Genomic DNA, 24,424 nt, shown 5'->3' with positions numbered 1-24,424 from the left:
GATCACGAGCCCCCGAGCTCACGCTCGACACTGCGCGTTGTCCCCTGCGCCACCGCGCACAGCACCGACTCCCCCGTCTCCGACTCCGCGTAGATCTCGCACCGCACCACCGCCTGCCGCCGCGTGGACCCCGTCACCGCCGCCTCCGCGCGCAACCGAACTCCGGCGGCCGGGCGCAGATAGGTGATGGTGAACCCGCCGGTCAGCACGTTCGCGCCGAGCACCGTGCCGGCCGCGAAGGTGAGGGCGTTGTCGGCGGCGTAGGCGAGCACCCCACCGTGCACGAAGCCGAACTGCTGGCCCAGCTCCGGTCGGATCGGGATGACGAGAGTGGCCGCGCCGTCGCCGAATCGGGTGAGCTCGGTGCCGACCAGCACCGCGAAAGGTTGCGCGGCCAGTACCTGTTGGGCCTGGTGGAAATCGAGTGCCGATGTGCCGACGGTCATTGCCGCTCCATTCTTTTCGGTATCGATCCGGCGTCGAGGGCCAGCCAGGCCGCCTCGGCCAGTTCCGCGCCGACCTCCGTCGGCGCGGTGCGGATGTCACCGCCCAGCCACTGCCGCGAATACTCCTGCGCGGGGCCGAGCCACAGTGCGTAGACGAGATCCAGATCCAGCGAACGCACCGCGCCGTACGCCGCGTGGGTGCGGTACCAGCGGGCGATGTCGATCATGAAGGTGCGGTTGCTTTCGCTCTCGCGGACGCCGGGCGGCCGGGCCGAGGTGAGAACCTTTGCCCGGTGCTGGTTTTCGGTCACCCAGCGCAGGTGTTCCCGCACTCCCCCGGTAATGCCCTCGCGCGCGTCGGTGCTCTGACCGACCACCACCCAGAAGTGCTGTTGGTAGTCGGTCAGCGCGTGCGCCCACACCTGCCGGTACAGATCCGCCTTGTCCGGAAAGTGGTGGTAGAGCGCGCCGACGCTCGCGCCCGCCGCCTCGCGGATCTGCGCGAGCGTCGCGTCCAGCACCCCTTGGTCGGCGAACTGGCGCTCGGCCGCCAGCAGCAACCGATCTCGGATCTTCATATCCAGAATTTAGTTCTGTTTTTCCGACGGCGCAACGATGAGCAGGTTCACCTGATCGCGCCTGGTTGTCATACCCGTGCGGTATGACGGAGAGGTGGCCAGGTGGCTGTTGCACGTCGATCTCGACCAGTTCCAGGCGGCGGTGGAGTTCCGTCGCCACCCGGAACTGCGCGGCAAGCCGGTCATCGTCGGCGGCCACGGCGACCCGAACGAACCGCGCAAGGTGGTGACCTGCGCGTCGTACCCCGCCCGCGCCTACGGCGTCCGCGCGGGCATGGCGCTGCGCAGCGCACTGCGGAAATGCCCGGAGGGCGTCTTCCTGCCGCTCGACATGGCCGCCTACGAAGAAGCCTCCGAGGAGGTCATGGCGCTGCTGCGCACCTTCCCCGGCCGGATCGAGGTGTGGGGCTGGGACGAGGCGTTCCTGGCCGCCGACACCGACGATCCCGAACTGCTCGCCCGCGAAATCCGGGGCGCCATCGCGGAATTGGACCTGAGCTGCTCGATCGGCATCGGCGACAACAAGCTCACCGCCAAGCTCGCGACCGGTTTCGCCAAGTCGGCGGGCAAATCCTCCGATGCGCCCGGCGCCGGCGCGGCGGCGGGCATGTTCCGGCTGACGGCCGCCAACTGGACCGAGGTGATGGCGCACCGCCCCACCGACGCGCTGTGGGGCATCGGCAGCCGCATCGCCGCTCGCCTCGCCGAACTCGACATCCACACCGTCGCCGACCTGATGGCAGCCGACCGGCACCGGCTCGCCGACGCGTTCGGCCCCACGACGGGCCCCTACCTCTGGGTGCTCGGCCACGGCAAGGGCGACACCGAAGTGACAACCGAACCGCGAATCCCGGTGGGCCGCAGCAAATCCGAGACTTTCCCACACGATCTCACCGACCCCGCCGAGATCCGCGCGCAGGTGGCGCGGATCGCCACCGAGGTCGCCGAGGAAATGGCCGAGGCAGGCCGGATCAGCATCCGCGTCTCCGTCACCGTGCGGACCAAGACCTTCTACACGCGCAGCAAACAGGCCAAACTCCCGGAGCCGACCGCCGACGTCGCCACCCTCACCGAGACGGCCCTCCGCATCATCGACCGCTTCGATCTCGACCGTCCGGTGCGCCTGCTCGGCGTGCGGTTGGAGTTCGTGCCGGAGGAGTAGTCGCAGCCGTCTGAAGCAACTCTTTCTCACACCGAGCGCACGCGGGTCGACGTGCGGCGCAGTGCCGGAGCGCCGCGAGCGGGCACCGATCCTCGTATGCTCGACCGCATGGAGTTCTGGGCGATGGTGGCACACGAATCGGACAGCGGGATCGTGTTGACGCGGCAGCAGGTCGACGAGGAATTCCTCGGCCAGGGCACCGTCACGATCAAGGTGCATTACTCGAGCGCCAACTTCAAGGACGGACTCGCCATCACGCCGGGCGGCGGTGTGGTCCGCAACTATCCGATCGTGCCCGGCATCGATATCACCGGCGAGGTCGTCGCCTCCGAGTCCGACGATTTCGCGCCGGGTGATCAGGTCGTCGCGCACGGCTACGGGATCGGCGTCTCACACCACGGCGGCTTCGCCGAATACGCCAAGGTGCCGGACGAGTGGGTGGTGAAGCTGGACGAGCTGAACACCCGCGACGCCGCGGCCCTGGGCACCGCCGGTTTCACCGCGGCGATGAGCGTGCAGGCCCTGCTCGACCGCGGTCTCACCCCCGACGACGGCGCGATCCTGGTGACCGGTGCGACCGGCGGTGTCGGCACCGTGGCCGTGGACATCCTGTCCGGCCTCGGCTTCGAGGTCATCGCGTCCACGGGCAAGAAAGACGCGGGCGATCTGCTCTCCGAACTCGGGGCCAACGAGGTGATCGGCCGCCTGCCGGAGGATCCCGAGGCGAAGCTGCGCCCGCTGGCCAAGGCGCAATGGGCGGGCGCGGTCGACAGCGTCGGCGGCAAATCGCTGGCCTACGTGCTCAGCTGCATCGGCTACGGCGGCGCGGTCGCGGCGAGCGGCCTCACCGGCGGCCACGACCTGCCCACCACGGTCATGCCGTTCATCCTGCGCGGCGTCGCGCTGCTCGGCGTCGACTCGGTCAACATGCCGATCGAGAAGCGCCGCGGACTCTGGTCGCGTCTGGGCAACGAGCTTCGCCCCCAGCATCTTTCGACCCTGGAAAGCTACGCCCCGATCACCGAGGCGGCGGCCGTGCTCGCCGACATCAAGAGCGGAAAGCACTCCGGCCGTACGGTCCTGGGCGTCGCGGGCGAATTCTGAGCTGAACAGCCGAAAGGCCGCGTCGAGGACACCCCGACGCGGCCCAGCACCGCGCTATGTCGAGTGCAGCGTGAATTCGACGGTGTACCGGACGTTTCCGGGCGCGGTCGTGTGTCCGTTCGCTGCGGTGAAGTTGCAGTTCGCGACCAGGCGATACGTCGTGTCGAGACGAAGGTCGGTGACGACCGAATGCCACCAGTAGTCGGCGGGAATGCCGGCGTGCGAGTCGCTGTACCCGCGTTTGCCTTCGACGATGGCTCCGCATGTCATCGGTCCTTGCACGATCGCCTGCACCGAGGGTGAGAGCCGCAGCGACCAGATCAGCCTGTTTCCGCCGTCGGCGTTTTGGCTGGCGTAGATCACGTCGCCGGTGAAACTGCCGTGCTCTCCGTCGTAGCGGTAGCGAGTGTCATGCGGGTGATAGTGGTACTCACCGGCAGGTTGCCCGGTTGCCTTGGGTGCCAAGGCGAGCAGAACCGTGAGGATCGCCGCGAGCGCGGCAGTGACAGTGACTACGAGGCGTGCCTGCGCACGGATACCGCCCTGCATTCGTATTCCCCCTGCGGAACGTCTTCGATTTCGACGTCGACCCGGTCACCCTCTCGCAGGGCGTGTATGTCCCCCTCCACGACACTGGACAAGTGAAACCACGCGGGCGGACCGTCCGGTCGAACCAACACGCCGGTGCCGTTGCGGATGTTCCAGCGATACACCGTGGCTTGCTCCACGTCACTGTCCCTTCCGCGCTCCGACGATTCGATCAGGTCAATGATTGCTCATGCAGGTCTCACGCGCACTGCATTTGGTTGGCGTTTCGGTGCGAGGTGCATCGGGACAAGGCCGCGTCGACGTTGCGCGACGCGGCCTTTCGCGCAATTCGCTCACGCCGCGATGGTGACCGGCTCGTCCGCGAACTGGGTGCGGTACAACTCGGCGTAGCGCCCTTCGGCGGCCAGGAGCTGGGTGTGGGTGCCGCGTTCCACGACGCGGCCGTCCTCCAGCACCAGGATCTGGTCGGCGGCGCGGATCGTGGACAGGCGGTGCGCGATGACCAGTGCGGTGCGGCCCTCCAGCGCTTCCGAAAGCGCTTCCTGCACGGCGGCTTCCGAGGTCGAGTCCAGCGACGCGGTCGCCTCGTCCAGGATCACCACGCGCGGCTGCTTGAGCAGCAGCCTGGCGATGGTGAGCCGCTGGCGTTCCCCGCCGGAGAGGCGGTAACCGCGCTCGCCGACCACGGTGTCCAGGCCGTCCGGCAGCCCGGCGATCAGATCGTGCAGGCGGGCCCGCCGCAGCGCGTCCCACAGCTCGGCCTCGGTCGCCTCCGGGCGGGCCAGCAGCAGGTTCGCCCGGATCGTGTCGTGGAACAGGTGCCCGTCCTGGGTGACCAGGCCGACCGTCTCGTGCAGCGAGCGCGCGCCGATCTGCCGCACGTCGGCGCCGTTCAGTCGCACCGCCCCGCCGTCCACGTCGTACAGGCGCGAAACCAGCTGGGCGATGGTCGATTTGCCTGCTCCGGAGGAGCCGACCAACGCGACCAGCTGCCCGGGTTCGGCGCGCAGCGACACATTGTGCAGCACGTCCACCCCGCCCCTGGTGTCCAGCGTCGCGACCTCTTCCAGCGACGCCAGCGACACCTTGTCCGCCGACGGGTACGCGAAGGTCACATCGTCCAGTTCCACCGCGACCGGGCCGTCCGGGACCGCGATCGCGTCGGGCGCGTCCTCGATCAGCGGGCGCAGATCCAGCACCTCGAAGACGCGCTCGAAGCTCACCAGCGCGGACATGATCTCCATCCGGGCGCTGGCCAGCGCCGTCAGCGGCGTGTACAGCCTGGTCAGCAGCAGCGAGAGCGCGACGACCGCGCCCGCGTCCAGCTGCCCGCGCAGCGCGTACCAGCCGCCGAGTCCGTAGACCAGCGCGACCGCGAGGGCCGAGACCAGCGTCAGCGAGGTGACGAACACCGTTTGCAGCATCGCGGTGCGCACACCGATGTCGCGCACCCGCCGGGCCCGCAGCGCGAACTCGTCGGATTCCTGTTCGGGACGGCCGAACAGCTTCACCAGGGTGGCGCCCGGCGCGGAGAACCGCTCGGTCATCTGCGTGCTCATGGCCGCGTTCAGCCGCGCCGCCTCCCGCTGGAGTCCGGCGAGCCGGTTGCCCATCCGCCGCGCCGGGATCACGAACACCGGAAGCAGCACCAGCGCCAGCAGCGTGATCCGCCACGAGATGCCGAGCATCACGCCCAGCGTCAAGGCCAGCGTGACCAGGTTCGCGACGACGCCGGACAGCGTGTCGCTGAACGCGCGCTGCGCGCCGATCACGTCGTTGTTCAGCCGGCTCACCAGTGCGCCGGTCCTGGTCCTGGTGAAGAACGCGATCGGCATCCGCTGCACGTGGTCGAACACCGCGCTGCGCAGATCGAGGATCAGGCCCTCACCGATCCGCGACGACAGCCAGCGGATGCCGAGCCCGAGCGCAGAGTCGAGCACCGCGAGCACGCCGATAACTGCCGCGACCGTCGCCACCACGCGTGGCGCGGCTCCGCCGACGATGTCGTTCACCACACGACCCGCCAGCACCGGCGTCGCCACCGCGAGCAGCGCGGAGATCACGCTGAACGCCAGGAACACCCCGATCCGCCGCCGATGTGGCGCGGCGAATCGGAGAATCCGCTTCGCGGTGGCGAGACTGAACGGACGCTGCTCGTCGGGCGCGTTCATCCGCCGATACATCTGGCTCCACGCCACCGATTCGATACTCACGATCGCTCCCTCTCGACCCCCGCCATCCAACTGCTGGCCACCGACATTAGGACCTCAACAAAGGTTGAGGGCAAGTCGATTCCCGCGTCGCCGCGAATTCCGCGTTCGGAGAACGAACCGCCACCGGCCGGGCGGCTTCCCGAGGCGCGCGCGGTCGGCCGAGCTCGCCCCGCACCACAGCGGGAGTTGTCGGGCGAGTCCCGTTTCGACCCGCGAACGGCCGGAGCGAGGGCGGGAGGTCCGCACAGGAGGCGCTGCCGGGCGAAGTCCTGCCCCTGGCCTGCGCGTGGCCGGAGCGAAGGCGCAGGTACGCCTAGGCTGACATGGTGACCGAGGAGCGGATGGCGACAACGCTGCGCGGGCGAATCGACGGCGAGGTGGACGCGTCCCCGCGGCGGCGCGCGGAATACGCCACCGACGCGTCGAACTATCGCGTGCTGCCCACCGCGGTGGTGTTCCCCCGATCGGACTCCGATGTCGCGGAAACCCTCGGCTTCGCTCGCGAACACGGCCTGCCGGTCACCGCGCGCGGCGCGGGAACGTCGGTGGCGGGCAACGCGATCGGATCCGGCCTCGTGCTCGACTTCAGCAGGCATCTGAATCGGATCGTGCGCATCGACCCGGACCGGCGAACCGCCAGGGTGCAGCCGGGCGTCGTGCTGTCCGCATTGCAGAGCGCGGCCCGCCCGCACGGGCTGCGGCTCGGCCCCGATCCCTCGACGCAGAACCGCTGCACCCTCGGCGGCATGATCGGCAACAACGCCTGCGGGCCGCGCGCCGTCGCGTGGGGCCGCACCTCCGACACCGTGCGCGAGCTGCGCATCCTGGACGGAACCGGAACCGAGCGCGTCCTCGCGAACGACCCGGCCGCGGTGCCGGGGCTGGCCGAATTCACCAGGTCCAACCTCGCGGTATTGCGCACCGATCTGGGTCGTTTCGACCGGCAAGCCTCCGGCTTCGGCCTGGAACATCTGCTGCCGGAACGCGGTTCGGCCGTCGCCAAGTCGTTCGTCGGCAGCGAGGGCACCTGCGGGCTGCTGTTGGACGCGGAGGTCCAGCTGGTCGAACTGCCGCACGCCACCGTGCTCACGGTGCTCGGCTACCCGGACATCGCCACGGCCGCGGACGACGTCGCCGCGGTCATGGCGTGCGCGCCGATCGCGGTCGAGGGCATCGACTCCCGCCTCGTCGACGTGGTGCGGGCGCATCGCGGCGCCGTGCCCGAACTCCCGCGCGGCGGCGGCTGGCTGTTCGTGGAGACCACGGGCGCGAGCGCGGCGGAGGCGCTCGCGATGGCCGAGCGGCTGTGCCGGACGACGCACGCGCTGGACACCCGCATCGTCACCGACGCCGCGGCGGTCGCGGCGCTCTGGCGGATCCGCGCCGACGGCGCCGGTCTGGCCGGACGCACCGCCGACGGCCGACCGGCATGGCCCGGCTGGGAGGACTCCGCCGTCCCGCCCGAACACCTCGGCGCTTACCTGCGCGATTTCGCCGAGCTCACCGCGCAGCACGGTGTGGACGGCCTGCTCTACGGCCACCTCGGCGACGGCTGCATCCACGTCCGCCTCGACCTGCCGATCACCGAAGCGCCGCAACGGTTCCGGGCGTTCCTGTTCGACGCCGCCGAACTCGTGGTGCGCTACGGCGGTTCGCTGTCCGGCGAGCACGGCGACGGGCGGGCCCGCTCCGAACTGCTCTCGGTGATGTACTCCCCCGAAGCGCTCGCGGCGTTCGGCGGATACAAGGCGCTGTTCGATCCCGATGCCGTGCTCAATCCCGGCGTGCTGGTCGAGCCGCGCCCGGTCGACGCCGACCTGCGCGTCGCGGGTCTGCCGCGGGTTCCCGCCGCGGGCGGCTTCGCCTTCCCGCAGGACGACGGCGACATCGGCACCGCGGTGCATCGCTGCGTCGGCGTCGGCAAGTGTCGCGCCGACAGCTCCGCCGCGGGCGGCTTCATGTGCCCCTCGTACCTGGCCACCGCCGACGAGAAGGACAGCACCCGCGGTCGCGCCCGCGTCCTGCAAGAAGTGGTGCGCGGTGCGCTGCCCTGGTCCGCGCCCGCCGTCGCGGAGTCGCTCGACCTGTGCCTCTCGTGCAAGGCCTGCCGCTCCGACTGCCCGGCGGGCGTCGACATGTCGACCTACAAGGCCGAGGCGCTGTACCGCCGCTATCGCCGCCGACCGCGCCCGCGCGACCACTACGCGCTCGGCTGGTTGCCCCGCTGGCTCCGCCCCGCGAGCCGAATACCCCGCGCCGCCAACGCGATCGCCGGTGTCGGCTGGTTGCGCCGGACGGGCCTGCGCGCGGCGGGCATCGACCCCCGCCGAGACATACCTCGGCTGGCCGACCGTCCCTTCCGCCGCACCGAAAGGGCGCGGGCGCTGCGAGCTCCGTCGTCTTCCGAATTACGAACGGCCGCACCGGGCGAAGCCCAGGTCGCAGGACCACCGTCTCATGAGCGCGCCGATGTACTGCTCTGGCTCGACACCTTCACGGACGCCTTCGATCCCGAGATCGCGGAGGCGGCCGTCACCCTGATCGAATCGCTCGGTCATCGCGTGCGCATCCCCCGGCGACGGCTGTGCTGCGGCCTGACCTGGATCAGCACCGGACAACTGGACGGTGCGCGCGCCAAACTCCGCGCCACCCTCGCCGAGTTGGACGAGCACGTCCGCGCGGGCGGCATCGTCGTCGGTCTCGAGCCTTCGTGCACCGCGGTCCTGCGCGCCGACCTTCCCGAACTGCTCGCCGACGATCCCCGCGCGGCGCCCACCGCCGCGGCGGTCCGCACGCTCGCCGAGTTCCTGATCGGACACCCGGACTGGCATCCACCCCGGCGGCCCGACGCCGAGGTGGTGGTCCAGCCGCACTGCCATCAGCATGCGGTGCTCGGTTTCGACGCGGATCGCCGGGTGTTGACCCGCACCGGCGCGAAAGTGACGGAGGTCGCCGGATGCTGCGGCATGGCCGGAAACTTCGGAATGCAGAAAGGCCATTACGACATTTCGGTCGCGGTGGCCGGTAATGGATTGCTTCCCGCGTTACGTGCCGCTGCCGAAGACGCGATATTCGTCGCCGACGGATTCTCCTGCCGCACCCAGAGCACTCAGCTGGCCGGACGACCCGGTCGACATCTGGCGCAATTCCTCGTGGGAGAGTGAGGATTCCGCACTCGCCGCAGAATGTTCGCGGCGAGTGCGCGAGCGTGCCTCAGCTACCGAAGGGCAGCATGCCAGGGGGTATCTGGTAACCGGAGCTACCCGCGAAGACACTGCCCCACGCATTGAGCAGCCAGTTGAGCGCGTTGGTGATCATTCAATCCTCCATTGTGTCGACTGCCAGCTGTTTGCCGATCGAACGAATATCGCGACGTCAATTCATCACGTTACGAAATACCGGCGCCGTATCCGCGCGCCCGAGCCAACCCTCCGCAAAACGACCGGCCGGGTGCGGTCGCCGCACGGGACTCCCGGACAATGGGTCCGTGCGCGAACAGATGGCGACGGCCGCGCGGTCCGGCCTGGCTCGAACGGTGCGGTCCGACCGGCCGATCGATCTCGCGCACACCATCGCGCCGCTGCGCCACGGTGTGGGCGACCCCTGTCATCAGGTGACCGCCGATGGCGCGCACTGGCACGCCTCGCGGATGCCGAGCGGCCCGGTCACCTACCGGCTCGTCCAGGACGACCGGTGTTCGGTGCGCGGACAGGCGTGGGGGCCCGGCGCGGCCGAATTCCTCGACCGGCTCGAGCACATGCTCTGCCTCGACGAGGACCTGTCCGATTTCGCGCCCGAACACCCCAAGGTGGTCGAGGCGCACCGCCGCTTCCCCGGTCTGCGCATGCTGCGTACCGGCTTGGTTCTCGAATCACTGGTGCCCTCCGTGCTCGAGCAGAAGGTGCACACGATCTCGGCGCGCGCCTCCTGGCGAAAGCTGGTGCGTCAGTTCGGCGAACCCGCGCCGGGACCCGCTCCGGAGGGACTGCGCCTGCCACCGGACGCCGAAACCTGGCGGCGCATCCCGTCCTGGACCTTCCATCGCGCGAACGTCGGACCCCAGCGCGCGCAGACCATCGTGCGCGCGGCCCGGCTCGCGGAATCGCTGGAGCGCACCACCGACCAGGATCCGGCCGAGGCAGCGCGCCGGCTGTGTTCGGTGCCCGGCATCGGTATCTGGACGGCCGCCGAGACCGCCCAGCGGGCCTACGGCGACGCCGACGCCCTCTCGGTCGGCGACTACCACTTGGCCGCCGTCGTCGGCTGGACCTTGCTCGGCCGCCCGATCGACGACGAGGCGATGGTCGAGTACCTCGAACCCCTTCGCCCGCATCGCTATCGGGCCGTCCGTCTGCTGGAGATCAGCGGCTTGGCGTACAAGCCGAAATTCGGCCCCCGCACCCCGCTCACCGATCACACCTGGCACTGACTCAGAGTTGCAGCGCCCGCTCGTCCAAGACGCATTTGCCGGATTCGACCAGCGTGGTCCGCGCCCGGCGGCGCACCAGACAGCTGTCTACCGTGCAGTCGATATGTAATTGCATTGCCGCGTGGGCCTGTTCGTCGGTCATCACGCCGGGGTCGCGTCCGCAGACCAGCAGTCCGGCGACGTGCATGTTCAGATTCGTCAATTGCATCAGGCGACCCCCACCCGCTCGCGGGTCGCGCCGAATAGTCGGGTGCGCCGCGGCGCGGGCCGTTCGTCCCATGGCGCTTGGTGCACCGCCATGCCGACCGCCTCGAGCGCGGTGAGCCCCACCTCGTCGGCGAGCTCGCCGACGGTGTCAAGCAGGGTTGGCACAACTTCGGCAACTCGCAGCGCCGCAACAGCTTGCGCGCAGGTGAGGGTGCGCCCTGGCAGGTACGAGACCACCCAGCTCTCCTGTCCTACGCTGCGCGCTCGATGTGGGGTCAGATCGCTGGTCATCAACGACGACCCTATGACGTGTACGGCCATGACTCCTCGTTCCTCGGTCCGTTTCCCGGTGCGGCGCTCGATCCGAGCACACTTCCAGCACACCACCGGAGCCGCCGCGACACGGCAGTGTTCGGGGATCTCAAAAGATTTCGCGCGAATTCCCAGCACGAAATCCAACCGGGAGGGCAGGATTCTCCATAGTGGACGAGGAAGTCCGCTACCGACGTTGGACAACGCCACAGCAGAGCCACACGAAGCCCCATTGCCCTTATTGCCCAAGCGAAGTCACGGGGAACCGAGCTTGTGGGTGCGCCCCGGATCGCCTCGGGTGAGGAGTCCGAGCACAGAGCGGAGCGTACTGTGTCAGCGAGTTCGGCAAGAACAGCAGCGAATTCGGAGAGCGCGACCTCCGAGACCCACCGCACTCCCGCGGCCTCCGACAACGGCTCGTCTACCCTACCGCGCCGCCAATTGGGCAGATACCTCAGGGACTGGCGTAGCCAGGCCGGGCTCACCATCGCCGAGGCCGCCCGCCTGATGGAGTGGGGCGCGAGCACTTTGCAGCGGCTGGAAAAGGGCCAGGCCGACCGCATCCGCACCATCGACATCCAGGAGCTATGTCGTATCTACGGCATCCCCGACGAGCTCTGTGACGGGCTCAAGGGCCTGGCGCAGCAGGCCGCGGTGAAGAGCTGGTGGCACGCGTTCGGCGATCTGATCCCCGAAAACTTCGACGTCTACGTCGGTTTGGAGGCTTCGGCGCGCGAGCTGCGCTCCTATCAACCCGAGCTCGTGCTCGGCCTGTTGCAGATCCCCGACTACGCGCGGGCACTGAACCGGCTCTGCTATCCCGAAGACACCGAAGACGAAATCGAGCGGCGCGTGCAATTACGCATACAACGCCAAGCTCTCGTCACGAGGAAGGCCTCGCCCGCTACGGTGGAGGTGGTGTTGCACGAGTCGGTGCTGCACCGCGCGGTGGGTGGCGCCAAAGTGATGGCGGCGCAGCTACGTCATCTTGCCGATTTCAGCACCAGACCCAATGTCTCCCTGCGTATCCTGCCGTTCGCGGCCGGCGTCCCGCTCGGCGATTCCACGGGTCCGTTCACCGTTCTAGGGTTCGGCACCGACAGCAAGGGACATCAGGTCGAGCCTCCGGTGGTGTACGTAGAAGGCTTCACCGGGGACCTCTACCTCGAAAGACCGGCCGATGTTCAGCGTTACCACCTGGCACACGAGTGCCTCCAGCGCTCTGCGCTGGACATCCAACCCAGTAGACATCTGCTTAGGCAGTTAGCGAAGGAGTGTGCGGCATGAGCACCGAACTCGTCGGCGCGACCTGGATCAAGAGCACCCGTTCGGGCAGCAGGGACTGCGTGGAAGTGGCCTTCCTGCCCGGTGGGCAGGTCGGCGTCCGCGACAGCAAGAACCCCGAGGGTCCGGCTTTGATCTTCACGCCAAGCGAGTGGGACGCCTTCTCGGCGGGCGTCGCCGACGGCGAATTCGCCCGCCCGTGAACATGTCCGAGGACGCGGTGCACGGCAAGCTCGGCGCCACGGTGGATTCGACCGGCGCCGAGTGGCGCAGCGCGGGTGGCGCGGGATCCGGGGGCGTGGAAGTGGCGCTGCTCGCGGCGGGCCACGTAGCCCTGCGCAGCGCCGAGGACCCGAACGGTCACGTGCTGGTGTTCACCCCGGGGGAATGGGCCGCCTTCACCGCGGGGGTACACGACGGCGAGTTCGATCTACCTTGACGTTCGACGGCCCGGTCCGACGGTGCGAAAGCCCGCGGGCCGGGTCGTGGCGTATCCGGATCCGTGATCATCTTTGGCGAAAAGATCACGATACGAAGCAGATTCGACAACGGTTACACGTTTACCTCGGCCGAGAGCGGGTAGCCCACAGCTTGTGGACCGTGGGTTGAAGAACTCCCCACCCCGGTACAAGAAGCTGCGTCCGGGCGATTGGGTGGAATGGCTGATCGTCGGACTGCTCTTCGCGGTGTCATCGGTGGGCATATTCGTACTGACCAGCTCACTGCTGTCGGCGCTGTTCGTCGGTGTGCTGGTGTGGTTGGTCGCCATAGGTGTCGTCGCGATGCTGTGAACGGGTGCGCCGACCGGCCGGGCCAAGAACCCGGCCGGTTGTCATCGGTGCTTCGGCTCCGAGAACGCTTCGGCTCGCGATTCAGCGCCGAAAAAGCTTGTTCCCCAACCAGACCAGCGGATCGTACTTACGGTCGACCACCCGTTCCTTGAGCGGGATCAACGCGTTGTCGGTGATCTTGATGTGCTCCGGGCACACCTCGGTGCAGCACTTGGTGATGTTGCACAGGCCGAGACCTTGGTCCTGCTGGGCCAATTCGCGGCGATCGGCGACGTCCAGCGGATGCATCTCCAGCTCGGCGATCCGCATCAGGAAGCGCGGTCCGGCGAACGACTGCTTGTTCTCCTCGTGGTCGCGCACCACGTGACAGGTGTTCTGGCACAGGAAGCACTCGATGCACTTGCGGAACTCCTGCGAGCGTTCCACGTCCACCTGGTTCATCCGGTAATCACCGGGCTTCAGATCCGGCGCCGGGGTGAACGACGGGATCTCCCTCGCCTTCTCGTAGTTGAACGACACATCCGTCACCAGGTCGCGGATCACCGGGAAGGTGCGCATCGGCGTCACGGTGATCAGCTCGTCGGGTTCGAAGGTCGACATGCGGGTCATACACAGCAGACGCGGACGGCCGTTGACCTCCGCGGAGCACGAACCGCACTTGCCCGCCTTGCAGTTCCACCGCACCGCTAGGTCGGGCGCCTGGGTGGCCTGTAGCCGGTGGATGATGTCGAGGACCACCTCGCCCTCTTTCACCTCGACGGTGAAGTCCTCCAGCGCGCCGCCATCCTGATCACCGCGCCACACGCGGAATTTGGCGTCGTAACCCATTGCTACGCCTCACCTTCTGTGGCCGAGGCCGAACTGGCCGGGTGCCCGGCGAGCTCGGCGGAGTTGTAATACTTTTCGAGTTCGGTGAGGTCGAACAGCGCCAGCAGGTCGGCGCGCATCGGCTTCTGGTCCTCCGGGGTCACCCGCACCCGCGGTACGTCCTCCGCCGCGTCGGCCGGATCGATCGCGCAGACCAGCAGCTTGTTGCGCCAGACCGGATCCATCGTGGGGAAGTCGTCGCGGGTGTGCCCGCCGCGGCTCTCGGTGCGCAGCAGCGCGGCCTGCGCCACGCACTCGCTCACCAGCAGCATGTTGCGCAGATCGATGGCGAGGTGCCAGCCGGGATTGAACTGCCGATGCCCCTCCACGGTGACCTGCGCGAAGCGTTCCCGCAGCCCGTCCAGGTGCTCGATGGCCTGCTCCAGCTCGTGCTCTTTGCGGATGATGCCGACCAGATCGTTCATCGCCTGCTGCAGATCGGTGTGCAGCGTGTAGGGATTCTCGCCGGAGCCTTCGGCGGGCGGATCGAACGGTGCCAGAGCGGCTTTCGCCGCCGCCGCGATGTCGGCATCGGCTACCTCGGGCTGCTCGGTCAGCAGTTCCACGTAGGTCGCGGCGCCCAGTCCTGCGCGGCGTCCGAAGACCAGTAGGTCCGACAGCGAGTTGCCGCCGAGGCGGTTCGAGCCGTGCATGCCGCCGGAGCATTCGCCCGCCGCGAACAGCCCCGGCACCGTCGCGGCGCCGGTGTCCGGGTCGACCTCGATGCCGCCCATCACGTAGTGGCAGGTCGGGCCGACCTCCATCGGCTCCCTGGTGATGTCGACGTCGGCCAGCTCCTTGAACTGGTGGTACATCGAGGGCAGGCGGCGCCGGATCTCTTCGGCGGGCAGTCGCGAGGCGATGTCGAGGTAGACGCCGCCGTGCTCGGTGCCGCGCCCGGCCTTGACCTCGGAGTTGATGGCGCGCGCGACCTCGTCGCGGGGGAGCAGGTCAGGGGTGCGGCGAGCGGAGTCGTTGTCCTTCAGCCACTGATCGGCCTCGGCCTCGGTCTCGGCGTACTGGCCCTTGAACACCGAAGGGATGTAGTCGAACATGAACCGCTTGTCGTCGGTGTTCTTCAGCACGCCGCCGTCGCCGCGCACGCCCTCGGTGACCAGAATGCCCTTCACGCTGGGCGGCCAGACCATGCCGGTCGGGTGGAATTGCAGGAATTCCATGTTGATCAGCGTCGCGCCTGCCCGTAGCGCCAGCGCGTGCCCGTCGCCGGTGTACTCCCACGAGTTCGAGGTCACCTTGTACGACTTGCCGATGCCGCCGGTCGCGAGCACCACCGCTGGAGATTCGAAGAGGACGAACTTGCCCGATTCGCGCCAGTAGCCGAACGCGCCCGAGATCCGCTCGCCGTCCTTGAGCAGCTCGGTGATGGTGCACTCGGCGAACACCTTGATGCGCGACTCGTAGTCGCCGGTCTCCGCGTGATCCTCCTGTTGCAGCGAGACGATCTTCTGCTGCATGGTGCGGATGATCTCGAGTCCGGTGCGGTCGCCGACGTGCGCGAGCCGCGGGTAGGTGTGGCCGCCGAAGTTGCGCTGACTGATCCGGCCGTCGGCGGTCCGGTCGAACAGCGCCCCGTAGGTTTCCAGCTCCCAGACCCGGTCCGGGGCCTCCTGGGCGTGTAGTTCGGCCATGCGCCAGTTGTTGAGGAACTTGCCTCCGCGCATGGTGTCCCTGAAATGGGTTTGCCAGCTGTCCTTTTCGTTGGCGTTGCCCATCGAGGCGGCGCAGCCGCCCTCGGCCATCACGGTGTGCGCCTTACCGAACAGAGACTTGCACACCACCGCGACGGAGAGCCCGTGTTCGCGGGCCTCGATCACCGCGCGCAGTCCGGCGCCACCGGCACCGATAACGACGACGTCGTACTTGTGCCGTTCCACTTCTGGCATTGCCGCGAGTACTCCTGAGTCGAGCGGTCAGTTGATGAACCGCAGGTCCGAAATGGTGTTGCTGGCCACCAACATCACGTAGAAGTCGGTCAGCACGAGGGTGCCGAGCGTGGTCCACGCCAGCCCCATGTGACGGGTGTTGAGTTTGGACACCTGGGTCCAGAACCAGTACCGCACCGGGTGGGCCGAGAAGTGCTTCAACCTGCCGCCCGCGATGTGCCTGCAGGAGTGGCACGACAGCGTGTAGGCCCACAGCAGGATCACGTTGCCGAGCAGGACGATATTGCCGAGGCCGAAGCCGAACCCGCCGTCCTTGCCGTGGAAGGCGATGATCGCGTCGTAGCTGTTGATCAACGAAACCACCACGGCCACATAGAAGAAGTAGCGGTGCACGTTCTGGACGATCAGCGGCAGCCTGGTCTCGCCGGTGTACTTGCCGTGCGGTTCGGCCACGGCGCAGGCCGGCGGGGAGAACCACACCGCGCGGTAGTAGGCCTTGCGGTAGTAGTAGCAGGTCAAACGGAAGCCGAGCAGGAACGGGAGCACTACGAAGCCGAGCGGAATCCACATCGGCAGTTCGCCGAAGGGCTCGCCGAAGTGGCTGGAACCCGGGACGCACGACGCGCTCAGGCACGGCGAGTAGAACGGCGTCAGATAGTGGTAGTCCGGCACCCAATATGCCGTTCGCACAAACGATCTGACGGTCGCGTAGATGACGAAAGCGGCCAGCCCGAGCACGGTGAACAGCGGCGGCACCCACCAGCGGTCGGTGCGGAGCGTGCGCTCGGAGATTCGGGCCCTGGTCTTGCTGAAAACGCCGGTCCCTTGCTGGGGGGTGGCGGTCGGTGCGGCACTCACAGGTGGATGCCTCGCTGATCTGCTCTGCGGACGGAATCGATACCGACCGCGATCCAATGTGATGCTGAGCACCATACGACACGTCAGCTATGGCTCGAGCGTGGTCCCGGCAATACCGACCCGCCCTGCCGCCTATGATTTGCGCCACACATGGGGCGTGGGTGCGGCTACGGCCGGATGGTCGGAGGGCGCGAGAATTTCGGACGCCGCCCTGGTCGGCGTGCTGCGGGCGGCGGCAAAACCGCTGGGTGGCCCCGGCTTCGCGTCGACGATCACTGATCCGATCGTGGTCCACGGGAGGCGCCCTCTGGGTGCCTTCGAGTCTGAGCGACAGGCGTCGTCGTGCTCGGCGGCACCACGCCGTCTCGAATCGGCTTCCGCGACAACGACGGTGGGCGGATCGCGCGACTCCGGGGATGAACGCAGCGGTGCTCGCCCGAATCGACGGGCGAGCACCGCTGTCGAGTCGCTACTTCGTGCGTGGGCGGGAGTGGAAGCCTAGGCCCTCGTCCTGTGCGCCCATCCAGGCCGCCTCGTCGGATTTGCTGTCCGGTACGTAGATGGTCTCCTGGGGGCGCCGGGTCACTTCGGGCGGCGGCGACTGCTCGAACTCGTCGGCATCGATGACGAGCCGGTCGAGGTCGTTTTCCAGCCGTCGCACCGTGTTCGCGTCGCCGTAGTGGGTGCGCAGTGCGCCGATGGATTGCCGGAGCTGGTTGACCGCGTAGCGGAGTTCCGCGATATCGCTGCGTGTCATCGTTACCTCCTGAGTTCCCCGGTGGCCGTGCGAGCCCGGCCAGCACGGGCGGTTCCGGAGATCTCCCCAGGGCCGCGCGCTACCGAGTCGTGTGACTCACCACACAACGTGATTTACAACACAGTACAGAAAGAATCCCGAACAAGCTCGTGCGATTCGGGATTCTCAGATTTGCGGATATGTTGCCCGCGTCTTCGGGGGGTGCATCGAGGGTGCGCGCTCCCGCGACGGTTCGCAACCGCAGCGGTGAAGTTCGGCCGGATCAGCTGGCGGCGGCGTACTCCGGGCCGGGGGTGGTCATCGTCGCCGATACCCGGTTCACCAGGGCGACGATCGACAGGGCGACCTCCTCGGCCCGCTCCAGGATGACGCTGTGGCCCGCGCCCTCGACCCGGACCAGCTCCGAGCTGGTCAGTTGCGCGGCCAGCAGCACCGAGTGTGCGAACGGCACCACGATGTCGGCCGAGCCCGCGAGCACCAATGCCGGGATGGTGCCGAGCCGGTGCAGCGTCGCGGTCTCGTCGAACGCGATCAGCGAGCCGAGGAAGCTGGACATGGTCAGCAGCGGCGTCTCGTTGAGCATGGCCGTCGCGACGGCGATCATCCTCGGATTGATCTTCCTGGTGCCGAAGCTGGCCTCGCGCATGATCGGCTCGAAGATGCGCCGGGAGAACCGCTTCGACGCCTGCATGACCCGCGGCGCGCGCAGCACGGCGGTCTGGAGCGAGACCACCGCGTACCGGTGCAGGAGCCGGCCGACGCCGACCTCGGTGAGCCCGTTGGCGGCGCCCGCGATCAGGCCGACGCCCACCACGCGCGTCCCGATGGCCTCCGGGAACAGCCTGGCGTAGGCGAGCAGCACCATCGCGCCCATGGAGTGTCCGATCAGCACCACCGGGCCGACCGGCGTGACCGCGCGCAGCACCGCGTCGAGATCGTGGCCGAGCTGGTCGATGGTGTAGGTCGCCGGGGCGGCCACGCCGGACGCGCCGTGGCCCCGGTGGTCGTAGAAGACCATCCTGATGGCGTCGCCCCACTGGCGCGTGAGTTGTTCCCGCAGGAAGGACCACGATTCGGTGTGCAGGCAGTGCCCATGCACGAACACAGCGGTGAGCGGCGCATCGTCGGCGCCGAAGGTGCGGACCGAGATCGGGATACCGTCATCGGTCGACACCGTGACACGGTGGCCGTCGTAATCGGCGGCGCGGCGGGCGATCGTCGACATTGGCTTTCTCCTGCGGCGTGGCACCTGTGCCGGAGCGTCTTGACAGGTTGTTCGATATCCATTTCCGCGCCGTTAGCCGCCCATACCGGACGTTATGGACACGTTGTCCAACCGAGGCCGCCGGTCGATCGGTTTCGGTTGACCGACCTCTTCGCAGGAGAATCTACGAAAATCTAGCCGGATCGCTAGATAGACGGAGATTCCGCTCGATCGCCCGCTCACGACCTTCGTATCGGGCGGTCTACCGAACCTCCTAGAAACCCCCAGATTTTGCGGACGAACCACAGCCGCCCGCGTGTATCGGCAATCTATGACTCTCTACCGAATCGGCGATACTCGCGCAGAGTCGCCTGACGCCCGGTGGGGACCGGCCCCACCGGGCGCTCTGCGCCGACCTCTACGTGGCGTGGGTTCGCGTCGAAGGCAAGAACGGACGCAGCAGATTGGCCTCGGTGGACGGTCCCACCTGCCAGTCGGCGATCCACGGTCCGGTGCCCTCGCTCGGGTCGAAGATGCCGTCCTCCAGCCACTGGTACCGCCCGTCCAGCACTCCCCTGGTGAGCGTGCGGTCCTCGTCGTCGGTGTTCTCCCACAGCGCGTCGAAGAGCCTGCGCACCCGGACGCGCGATTGGCGGCAGAACGTGTCGGCGAGTTCCACGGCCGCGTGCCCCTCGGGTCCTCCGCTCGCGAGCTGCGCCTGGGCCCGCACGCAGGCCGCGGACATGGCGAACAGCTCGGCGCCGATGTCGACGATGCGCCCGAGGAAGTTCTGCCGGTACTCGAGACCGGCCTGCCAGCGGGCCATGGCGTACATCAGCGAACGCGCCTGCTTGCGCGAGTTGCGTTCGACGAACCGCAGATGCCGTGCCAGTGCACCGAATTCGGCGTAGGTACCGGTCACGGTGCCCGCGCCGACGGCGAGCTGCGGGAACCACTTGGCGTAGAAGCCGGTGGCGCCGACGGCGGCTTTGGCCTTGTCCTTGAGCTCGGCGTTGCGGTCGACGAGCGCGCCCGCGGCGGCCATGTGCGCGTCGGCCATCTCGCGCGCGATCAGCAGCCGCATGATCTCGCTGGAACCCTCGAAGATCCGGTTGATGCGCAGGTCGCGCAGCAGCTGCTCGGCGCCGACGGCCCGCTCGCCACGGGCGGCGAGCGACGCCGCGGTCTCGTAGCCGCGTCCGCCGCGGATCTGCACCAGTTCGTCGGCGATCTGGCAGCTCATCTCGCTGGCCCACAGCTTGGCGAGCGCGGCCTCGATGCGGATGTCGTTGCGGCCCTCGTCGCACATGGTCGCCGAGAGGTCGAGCGCCGCCTCCAGCGCGTAGGTGGTCGCGGCGATGAAGGAGATCTTCTCGCCCACCGCGGCGTGCTCGCCGACCGGCCTGCCCCACTGCACGCGCTGGGCGCTCCACTCCCTGGCGATCTTCAGCGACCATTTGGCGGCGGCGGTGCACAACGCCGGGATGGCGAGACGGCCCGCGTTGAGCGTGGTCAGCGCGATCTTGAGCCCGTCGCCCTCCCTGCCGATGAGGTTGCGCTTCGGTACCCGCACGTTGTGCATGCGCGTCAGGCCGTTCTCGATGCCGCGTAGACCCATGAAGGCGTTGCGGCGCTCGACGGTGATGCCCGGACTGTCGGCCTCCACCACGAACGCGGAGATGCCGCCGCGATGCCCTTCGCTCTTGGGCACCCGCGCCATCACCACGAGCAGTTCGGCCACGACGCCGTTGGTGGTCCAGAGCTTCACGCCGTTCAGCTCGTAGGCCTCGCCGTCGGCCGTCGGGGTCGCGGTGCTCGCCATGCGGGCCGGATCGGAACCGACATCGGGCTCGGTCAGCAGGAACGCGCTCACCGCGCCCGCCGCGCAGCGGGGCAGGAACTCGGCCTTCTGTTCGGGGGTCCCCGCCAGCTTCAGCGGCTCGGGCACGCCGATGGACTGGTGCGCCGAGAGCAGCACGCCGATGCTGGGATGCGCCGAGCCTGCGAGCATGAGCGAGCGGTTGTAGCCGTACTGCGACAGGCCCTGGCCGCCGTAGGACTCGGGGATCTTCAGGCCGAAACAGCCGAGTTCGGCCAGGCCCTTGACGTACTCGTCCGGGATGCGGCCCTCGGCCTCGATCACCGACCCGTCGATGCTCTCGCAGAGCGGCCGCAGCCGCGCCAGGTAGGCCTCGGTGCGGGCGGCGTCCTCGGCGCTCGGCTGCGGGTAGGGGTGGATCAGATCGAGCCGGAACCGTCCGAGAAACATCTCCTTGGCGAACGATGGTTTGGCCCAGCCGGTTTCGCGGGATTCCTCGACCAGTGCGCGAGCCTGTTCTTCGGTGGCGTCGACTTTCGCGGCAGTCGCCATGGTGTCCTCCTCGGAGGTGATCAGAATCACATTCGAGTGTAGGAAAGTCGGTTACTCACCGGTAGGTGAATGGGGGTATCGATTTCTATCGATTTCTAATGATCTTGATAGAAAGGTGAATACGCGGGTGCGCTCCGGGCGTGCGCGGTCTATGGACGGGCGTCGCCTTCGCGGTGCGTCCCCCGTCGAAGTGGCGATCACACGCTGCGCAGGTAGCGTCCGAAGTGCGGGACGGTGAAGCCGATCGTGCCGCGCTCGGCCGAGTAGATCAGCCCCTTCTTGATGAGGCCGTCGCGCGCGGGCGAGAGCGAGGCCGGTTTGCGGCCGAGTTCGGCGGCCACCGCGGCCGTCGCGACCGGACCGTCGTCGCCGGACAGATCGGCCATGGCTCGCATGTACTCCCGCTCCGCGGGGGTTGCCCGCTCATAGCGAGATCCGAAGAACCCGACCGCCAACTCCTCCTCGGCGGCGGGCGAGGCCACCTCGACATCCTCGGCGGTGATCGGGCTCTCCGGGGCCTGGTCCCAGACCGCCTTGCCGTAGGCCTGCACGAAATAGGGATATCCATCGGCCTTTTCGTACAGTGCCTCCAGCGCCTCCTCGGTGAACTTCACCTCCTCGCGCTCGGCGGGCGCGATCAGCGCCCGGTCGGCCGACTCCCGGTCCAGCCGATCGATGCGGTGGTAGCTGAACAGGCGCTCCGAATAACTCTTCGATGCGGAAAGCACCGCGGGCAGGTGCGGCAGACCCGCCCCGACGACGATGAGCGGCGCGCCGTCCTGGCTCAGTTCGTGGCAGGCTCCGCAGATCGCGGAGATGTCGGCGGGGCCCAGGTCCTGCATCTCGTCGATGAATATCGCCATGCCGACGCCGATGTCGCCGGCCAGCGCCGCGGCTTCCTTGAGCAGCTCCACCAGATCGATCTCGATGTCGCCGGAATCGGCGCGCCCCGACACCGCGGGCACGTCGATACCGGGCTGCCAGCGCTCCCGCATGCCCTTGTCCGCGGTGGCCCGCAGCGCGAAGGCTTTGAGAATGCCGAGGAAATCGTCGACCCGCTCCGGATTGCGGTGCGCCATGGCGATGGCGCGGGTGGCCATGTGCAGCGCGGAGGACAGCGGTCGGCGCAGTTCCTGATCCGGCCGCGCCTCGATCTTCCCGGTGCCCCAGCCGCGCGAGATGGCCGCCGAGCGAAGCTGGTTGAGCAGCACGGTCTTACCGACGCCACGCAATCCGGTGAGCATCACGCTGCGTTCCGGCCTGCCCCTGGCGATGCGCTCCAGCACGATGTCGAAGGCGGCGAGTTGCTTGTCGCGCCCGGCGAGTTCGGGCGGGCGCTGACCCGCGCCGGGTGCATACGGATTGCGCACGGGGTCCATGCCCACACACCGTAGCGCGTTCGGACATCGGAATCTTGCTATCTCTACGTGATGTCGTAGAGAGGGGTATTTCGCGCTTGTCTTCTGCGCGGAAGTCTTTACGCTTGGGGCGGTTCGGTGAACGGTCGGCGCGCGGGAACGGAGGGGTCATGTCCGAGGAGTCAGCTCCCCACACCACCGCCGAGGTGGTCGAGTCGTGGACCGTGCCCGCCGGGGCGACCCAGGCCGGCCTGATCCGGTCCAACATCCTCGTCGCCATCGAACAGGGATACGACGACCCGCAACTGGTAGCCGATCTCGCGGTCGGCCCGTTGGTCATGGCGCTGGGCAAACTCGAGCTGGCGGTGGCCAGGCTCGAAGCCGAACTCGCCGAGGCGCGCAGGCGGATCGTGGAGCTGGAGCGGGCGGTCGCCGACCGCGACGCGCGATAGCGAACAGGCACTGCACGGTTCGTAACAGCTACTCGACGCGCCGTGACCTAGTCGTGACCTAACGGGCGCAGCAGCATTTCGCCCGGTCGTCCAGTGAATTTTCACAAGAGGCCGAAAACCACGCGCTGTGCGCTGGACAACACCGCGCCGACATCGTAATCTCTTCGTGACTTCATGGAGGGAGTCGCTTCGTAAGTGGAGTGGCGCCATGAAGTCACCGCCTAATCGGCTGTCGGAGCCACACCAGGATCCGGCTGTCGAACCGGGGACCCACAGGTTCGTCTGGGGTGAATCCGCAAAAGCCACAAGGCCGCCGCGGTAGGGCCGATCTTCCCGGCCCGAACCCGTCAGCTAACCCGGTCGGTGGAAGAGCAGGAAGATCGGAGACTCAGCTCGGTGGGTAAACACAGCTTGCAGCGGGAATCGCGACTGCCGAATTCCGTGAAGGGTGCTCTCGTCTTGGGTGCGGTGGCCGCCACCGGCGCGATGCCCGCGGTGCCCGCGATGGCCGCCACGATCAACATCCCCGGCCTCGGTGGTTTCGATGTGCCGGTCCCCCAAGAATTCGAGCAGCCGGTCCAGCAGCTCAACCAGCAGCTTCAGCAGGCGCTCGCCGCGCCGCAGCCCGGCGCCCCTCAGCAGGCCCCGCTCGCCGCGCCGCAGTTCCCGAACTTCCAGATGCCCAACCTGTTCGAGCAGCAGAACAGCCCGGGCGACATCGCTCTCGACGCCGCCAAGTCCAAGGTCGGCGCCATGTACTCCTGGGGCGCCGCGGGTCCGTCGAGCTTCGACTGCTCCGGCCTCGTGAAGTGGGCCTACCGGCAGGCTGGCATCGAGCTGCCCCGCACCAGCTTCGAGCAGTCCCACGTCGGCGCTCCCGTCGCCTTCCAGGACCTGCAGCCCGGTGACATCGTCGTGACCAACGGCGGCGGCCACGTCGGCCTCTACGCGGGCGACGGCAAGCTGCTCAACGCCGTTCAGTCGGGCCAGCCGGTGTCCTACACCCCGCTGCGTCCGGACATGGTGGTCACCGCGCGTCGCATCGTGGACTGACGAAAACAGTCGGACGAGGTCCGTCGTCGCCCGCCGTGGTTGGAGCGACGGCGGACCTACGCATAGTCTGAACCAGTGCCGCAGGGAATACAGGCTGCCCCATCGCAGGCCAGGGTCGATTCCTGGATCTGGGCGGTACGCCTGTTCAAGACCCGGTCCGCGGCCGCGGAGGCCTGCCGAGGCGGGCACGTCCGCGTCAACGGCGCGACGGCCAAACCCGCCCAACCGGTGCGGCCTGGTGACGAAATCCGTATCCGGGCCGGCGGTGTCGAACGCATCGTGATCGTCGAGCGGGTCATCACCAAGCGCGTCGGCGCTCCGATCGCCGCGCAATGCCTGATCGACCGCAGCCCGCCGCCGCCCTCCCCCGAGATCCTCGCGACCATGCCGCGCCGAGATCGCGGCACTGGTCGCCCCACCAAACGCGAGCGTCGCGAAACCGACCGTCTGCTCGGCCGCACCGAGGACTGACCGCTCAGGTCGTCGCCGCGACCACCACGAGATCCTCACGCCGCCCGTCGTCGT

General features: G+C 68.2%; 24 protein-coding genes and 1 riboswitch. Of the genes, 11 read left to right on the top strand and 13 right to left on the bottom strand.

The genetic code is table 11. From position 1 onward, the window contains the following. Positions 1 to 2: 2 nt before the first annotated feature. Together ACRWNM_RS29535 and ACRWNM_RS29530 are read right to left on the bottom strand one after the other, a co-directional pair. Positions 3 to 446 (bottom strand): PaaI family thioesterase, encoded by a 444-nt coding sequence (locus tag ACRWNM_RS29535; protein ID WP_431971404.1) that lies wholly within the window; start codon positions 444 to 446, stop codon positions 3 to 5. Continuing rightward, positions 443 to 1,024 (bottom strand): TetR/AcrR family transcriptional regulator, encoded by a 582-nt coding sequence (locus ACRWNM_RS29530; RefSeq protein WP_431971403.1) that lies wholly within the window; start codon positions 1,022 to 1,024, stop codon positions 443 to 445. Before ACRWNM_RS29530 ends, ACRWNM_RS29535 begins: the two co-directional genes overlap by 4 nt. Positions 1,025 to 1,118: 94 nt before the next feature. Here ACRWNM_RS29530 and ACRWNM_RS29525 point away from each other — a divergent pair, with 94 nt between their 5' ends. Together ACRWNM_RS29525 and ACRWNM_RS29520 are read left to right on the top strand one after the other, a co-directional pair. Beyond that, positions 1,119 to 2,186, top strand: coding sequence for a DNA polymerase IV (locus tag ACRWNM_RS29525; RefSeq protein ID WP_431971402.1), 1,068 nt, complete (start codon positions 1,119 to 1,121; stop codon positions 2,184 to 2,186). 108 nt (positions 2,187 to 2,294) lie between these two features. Beyond that, the gene (locus tag ACRWNM_RS29520) at positions 2,295 to 3,290 is read left to right on the top strand and encodes an oxidoreductase (RefSeq protein WP_431971400.1); all 996 of its coding nucleotides are present in this window, start codon (positions 2,295 to 2,297) and stop codon (positions 3,288 to 3,290) included. 54 nt (positions 3,291 to 3,344) lie between these two features. On the opposite strand, the gene ACRWNM_RS29515 is transcribed toward ACRWNM_RS29520, so the two are convergent. Beyond that, on the bottom strand, positions 3,345 to 3,839 hold the full coding sequence (locus ACRWNM_RS29515; RefSeq protein WP_431971398.1) for a hypothetical protein: 495 nt from the start codon (positions 3,837 to 3,839) through the stop codon (positions 3,345 to 3,347). A gap of 332 nt (positions 3,840 to 4,171) precedes the next feature. Beyond that, positions 4,172 to 6,052, bottom strand: coding sequence for an ABC transporter ATP-binding protein (locus ACRWNM_RS29510; RefSeq protein ID WP_431971397.1), 1,881 nt, complete (start codon positions 6,050 to 6,052; stop codon positions 4,172 to 4,174). A gap of 323 nt (positions 6,053 to 6,375) precedes the next feature. Between ACRWNM_RS29510 and ACRWNM_RS29505 the strand changes: the two genes are divergently transcribed. Together ACRWNM_RS29505 and ACRWNM_RS29500 are read left to right on the top strand one after the other, a co-directional pair. Next, complete coding sequence (locus tag ACRWNM_RS29505) at positions 6,376 to 9,216, top strand: FAD-binding and (Fe-S)-binding domain-containing protein (RefSeq protein WP_431971396.1); 2,841 nt, start codon at positions 6,376 to 6,378, stop codon at positions 9,214 to 9,216. A gap of 335 nt (positions 9,217 to 9,551) precedes the next feature. Next, on the top strand, positions 9,552 to 10,481 hold the full coding sequence (locus ACRWNM_RS29500) for a DNA-3-methyladenine glycosylase family protein (protein ID WP_431971454.1): 930 nt from the start codon (positions 9,552 to 9,554) through the stop codon (positions 10,479 to 10,481). Between the two features lies 1 nt (position 10,482). Here ACRWNM_RS29500 and ACRWNM_RS29495 read toward each other — a convergent pair whose 3' ends face one another. Both ACRWNM_RS29495 and ACRWNM_RS29490 read right to left on the bottom strand, forming a co-directional pair. Beyond that, complete coding sequence (locus tag ACRWNM_RS29495) at positions 10,483 to 10,689, bottom strand: hypothetical protein (protein ID WP_431971395.1); 207 nt, start codon at positions 10,687 to 10,689, stop codon at positions 10,483 to 10,485. Then, positions 10,689 to 10,979 (bottom strand): hypothetical protein, encoded by a 291-nt coding sequence (locus ACRWNM_RS29490; protein WP_431971394.1) that lies wholly within the window; start codon positions 10,977 to 10,979, stop codon positions 10,689 to 10,691. The genes ACRWNM_RS29495 and ACRWNM_RS29490 overlap by 1 nt, the downstream gene beginning before the upstream one ends. A 462-nt stretch (positions 10,980 to 11,441) precedes the next feature. On the opposite strand from ACRWNM_RS29490, the gene ACRWNM_RS29485 reads away from it, so the two are divergent. From ACRWNM_RS29485 to ACRWNM_RS29470, 4 genes are all read left to right on the top strand, one after another. Continuing rightward, the gene (locus ACRWNM_RS29485; RefSeq protein ID WP_431971393.1) at positions 11,442 to 12,287 is read left to right on the top strand and encodes a helix-turn-helix domain-containing protein; all 846 of its coding nucleotides are present in this window, start codon (positions 11,442 to 11,444) and stop codon (positions 12,285 to 12,287) included. Next, positions 12,284 to 12,487, top strand: coding sequence for a DUF397 domain-containing protein (locus ACRWNM_RS29480; RefSeq protein ID WP_431971392.1), 204 nt, complete (start codon positions 12,284 to 12,286; stop codon positions 12,485 to 12,487). Before ACRWNM_RS29485 ends, ACRWNM_RS29480 begins: the two co-directional genes overlap by 4 nt. Positions 12,488 to 12,489: 2 nt before the next feature. Next, positions 12,490 to 12,723 carry a DUF397 domain-containing protein gene (locus ACRWNM_RS29475; protein ID WP_431971453.1) on the top strand — a complete coding sequence of 78 codons (234 nt, stop codon included), beginning with the start codon at positions 12,490 to 12,492 and terminating at the stop codon, positions 12,721 to 12,723. A 154-nt stretch (positions 12,724 to 12,877) separates the two neighbouring features. Further along, positions 12,878 to 13,075 carry a hypothetical protein gene (locus ACRWNM_RS29470; protein ID WP_431971391.1) on the top strand — a complete coding sequence of 66 codons (198 nt, stop codon included), beginning with the start codon at positions 12,878 to 12,880 and terminating at the stop codon, positions 13,073 to 13,075. Positions 13,076 to 13,156: 81 nt separating this feature from the next. Here the strand turns inward: ACRWNM_RS29470 and ACRWNM_RS29465 are convergent, their stop codons facing one another. From ACRWNM_RS29465 to ACRWNM_RS29435, 7 genes are all read right to left on the bottom strand, one after another. Then, positions 13,157 to 13,903, bottom strand: a complete 747-nt coding sequence (locus ACRWNM_RS29465; protein WP_431971390.1) for a succinate dehydrogenase/fumarate reductase iron-sulfur subunit — start codon at positions 13,901 to 13,903, stop codon at positions 13,157 to 13,159. Positions 13,904 to 13,905: 2 nt separating this feature from the next. Continuing rightward, positions 13,906 to 15,846, bottom strand: coding sequence for a fumarate reductase/succinate dehydrogenase flavoprotein subunit (locus ACRWNM_RS29460; RefSeq protein ID WP_431971389.1), 1,941 nt, complete (start codon positions 15,844 to 15,846; stop codon positions 13,906 to 13,908). Positions 15,847 to 15,873: 27 nt separating this feature from the next. Then, positions 15,874 to 16,704, bottom strand: coding sequence for a hypothetical protein (locus tag ACRWNM_RS29455; RefSeq protein WP_431971388.1), 831 nt, complete (start codon positions 16,702 to 16,704; stop codon positions 15,874 to 15,876). Positions 16,705 to 17,173: 469 nt separating this feature from the next. Continuing rightward, positions 17,174 to 17,461 carry a hypothetical protein gene (locus tag ACRWNM_RS29450; RefSeq protein WP_431971387.1) on the bottom strand — a complete coding sequence of 96 codons (288 nt, stop codon included), beginning with the start codon at positions 17,459 to 17,461 and terminating at the stop codon, positions 17,174 to 17,176. A gap of 262 nt (positions 17,462 to 17,723) precedes the next feature. Next, entirely contained in the window at positions 17,724 to 18,686 is a 963-nt protein-coding gene (locus tag ACRWNM_RS29445; RefSeq protein WP_431971386.1) for an alpha/beta fold hydrolase, read from the bottom strand. Between the two features lie 397 nt (positions 18,687 to 19,083). Beyond that, on the bottom strand, positions 19,084 to 21,036 hold the full coding sequence (locus tag ACRWNM_RS29440) for an acyl-CoA dehydrogenase family protein (RefSeq protein ID WP_431971385.1): 1,953 nt from the start codon (positions 21,034 to 21,036) through the stop codon (positions 19,084 to 19,086). Positions 21,037 to 21,233: 197 nt separating this feature from the next. Continuing rightward, on the bottom strand, positions 21,234 to 22,415 hold the full coding sequence (locus ACRWNM_RS29435; RefSeq protein ID WP_431971384.1) for an AAA family ATPase: 1,182 nt from the start codon (positions 22,413 to 22,415) through the stop codon (positions 21,234 to 21,236). A gap of 149 nt (positions 22,416 to 22,564) precedes the next feature. Here ACRWNM_RS29435 and ACRWNM_RS29430 point away from each other — a divergent pair, with 149 nt between their 5' ends. The 3 genes from ACRWNM_RS29430 to ACRWNM_RS29420 all read left to right on the top strand — a co-directional run bounded on the left by ACRWNM_RS29430 (position 22,565) and on the right by ACRWNM_RS29420 (position 24,370). Beyond that, positions 22,565 to 22,846, top strand: a complete 282-nt coding sequence (locus ACRWNM_RS29430) for a hypothetical protein (RefSeq protein WP_431971383.1) — start codon at positions 22,565 to 22,567, stop codon at positions 22,844 to 22,846. Between the two features lie 208 nt (positions 22,847 to 23,054). After that, a riboswitch (cyclic di-AMP (ydaO/yuaA leader) is annotated at positions 23,055 to 23,227 on the top strand. 15 nt (positions 23,228 to 23,242) lie between these two features. Beyond that, positions 23,243 to 23,899 carry a C40 family peptidase gene (locus tag ACRWNM_RS29425; RefSeq protein WP_431971382.1) on the top strand — a complete coding sequence of 219 codons (657 nt, stop codon included), beginning with the start codon at positions 23,243 to 23,245 and terminating at the stop codon, positions 23,897 to 23,899. 75 nt (positions 23,900 to 23,974) lie between these two features. Further along, positions 23,975 to 24,370, top strand: a complete 396-nt coding sequence (locus ACRWNM_RS29420) for an RNA-binding S4 domain-containing protein (protein ID WP_431971381.1) — start codon at positions 23,975 to 23,977, stop codon at positions 24,368 to 24,370. Positions 24,371 to 24,424: the final 54 nt, after the last annotated feature.

Source organism: Nocardia sp. bgisy134 (assembly GCF_965341865.1).
Lineage (GTDB): Bacteria > Actinomycetota > Actinomycetes > Mycobacteriales > Mycobacteriaceae > Nocardia.
This window is presented reverse-complemented; position numbering and strand designations above follow the sequence as displayed.

Coding starts and splice junctions, on each gene's coding strand:
- ACRWNM_RS29460 (WP_431971389.1), bottom strand. CDS start 15,846: ATGCCAGAAGTGGAACGGCACAAGTACGACGTCGTCGTTATCGGTGCC.
- ACRWNM_RS29505 (WP_431971396.1), top strand. CDS start 6,376: ATGGTGACCGAGGAGCGGATGGCGACAACGCTGCGCGGGCGAATCGAC.
- ACRWNM_RS29475 (WP_431971453.1), top strand. CDS start 12,490: ATGTCCGAGGACGCGGTGCACGGCAAGCTCGGCGCCACGGTGGATTCG.
- ACRWNM_RS29500 (WP_431971454.1), top strand. CDS start 9,552: ATGGCGACGGCCGCGCGGTCCGGCCTGGCTCGAACGGTGCGGTCCGAC.
- ACRWNM_RS29490 (WP_431971394.1), bottom strand. CDS start 10,979: ATGACCAGCGATCTGACCCCACATCGAGCGCGCAGCGTAGGACAGGAG.
- ACRWNM_RS29435 (WP_431971384.1), bottom strand. CDS start 22,415: ATGGACCCCGTGCGCAATCCGTATGCACCCGGCGCGGGTCAGCGCCCG.
- ACRWNM_RS29530 (WP_431971403.1), bottom strand. CDS start 1,024: ATGAAGATCCGAGATCGGTTGCTGCTGGCGGCCGAGCGCCAGTTCGCC.
- ACRWNM_RS29430 (WP_431971383.1), top strand. CDS start 22,565: ATGTCCGAGGAGTCAGCTCCCCACACCACCGCCGAGGTGGTCGAGTCG.
- ACRWNM_RS29440 (WP_431971385.1), bottom strand. CDS start 21,036: ATGGCGACTGCCGCGAAAGTCGACGCCACCGAAGAACAGGCTCGCGCA.
- ACRWNM_RS29465 (WP_431971390.1), bottom strand. CDS start 13,903: ATGGGTTACGACGCCAAATTCCGCGTGTGGCGCGGTGATCAGGATGGC.
- ACRWNM_RS29495 (WP_431971395.1), bottom strand. CDS start 10,689: ATGCAATTGACGAATCTGAACATGCACGTCGCCGGACTGCTGGTCTGC.
- ACRWNM_RS29520 (WP_431971400.1), top strand. CDS start 2,295: ATGGAGTTCTGGGCGATGGTGGCACACGAATCGGACAGCGGGATCGTG.
- ACRWNM_RS29480 (WP_431971392.1), top strand. CDS start 12,284: ATGAGCACCGAACTCGTCGGCGCGACCTGGATCAAGAGCACCCGTTCG.
- ACRWNM_RS29445 (WP_431971386.1), bottom strand. CDS start 18,686: ATGTCGACGATCGCCCGCCGCGCCGCCGATTACGACGGCCACCGTGTC.
- ACRWNM_RS29450 (WP_431971387.1), bottom strand. CDS start 17,461: ATGACACGCAGCGATATCGCGGAACTCCGCTACGCGGTCAACCAGCTC.
- ACRWNM_RS29515 (WP_431971398.1), bottom strand. CDS start 3,839: ATGCAGGGCGGTATCCGTGCGCAGGCACGCCTCGTAGTCACTGTCACT.
- ACRWNM_RS29535 (WP_431971404.1), bottom strand. CDS start 446: ATGACCGTCGGCACATCGGCACTCGATTTCCACCAGGCCCAACAGGTA.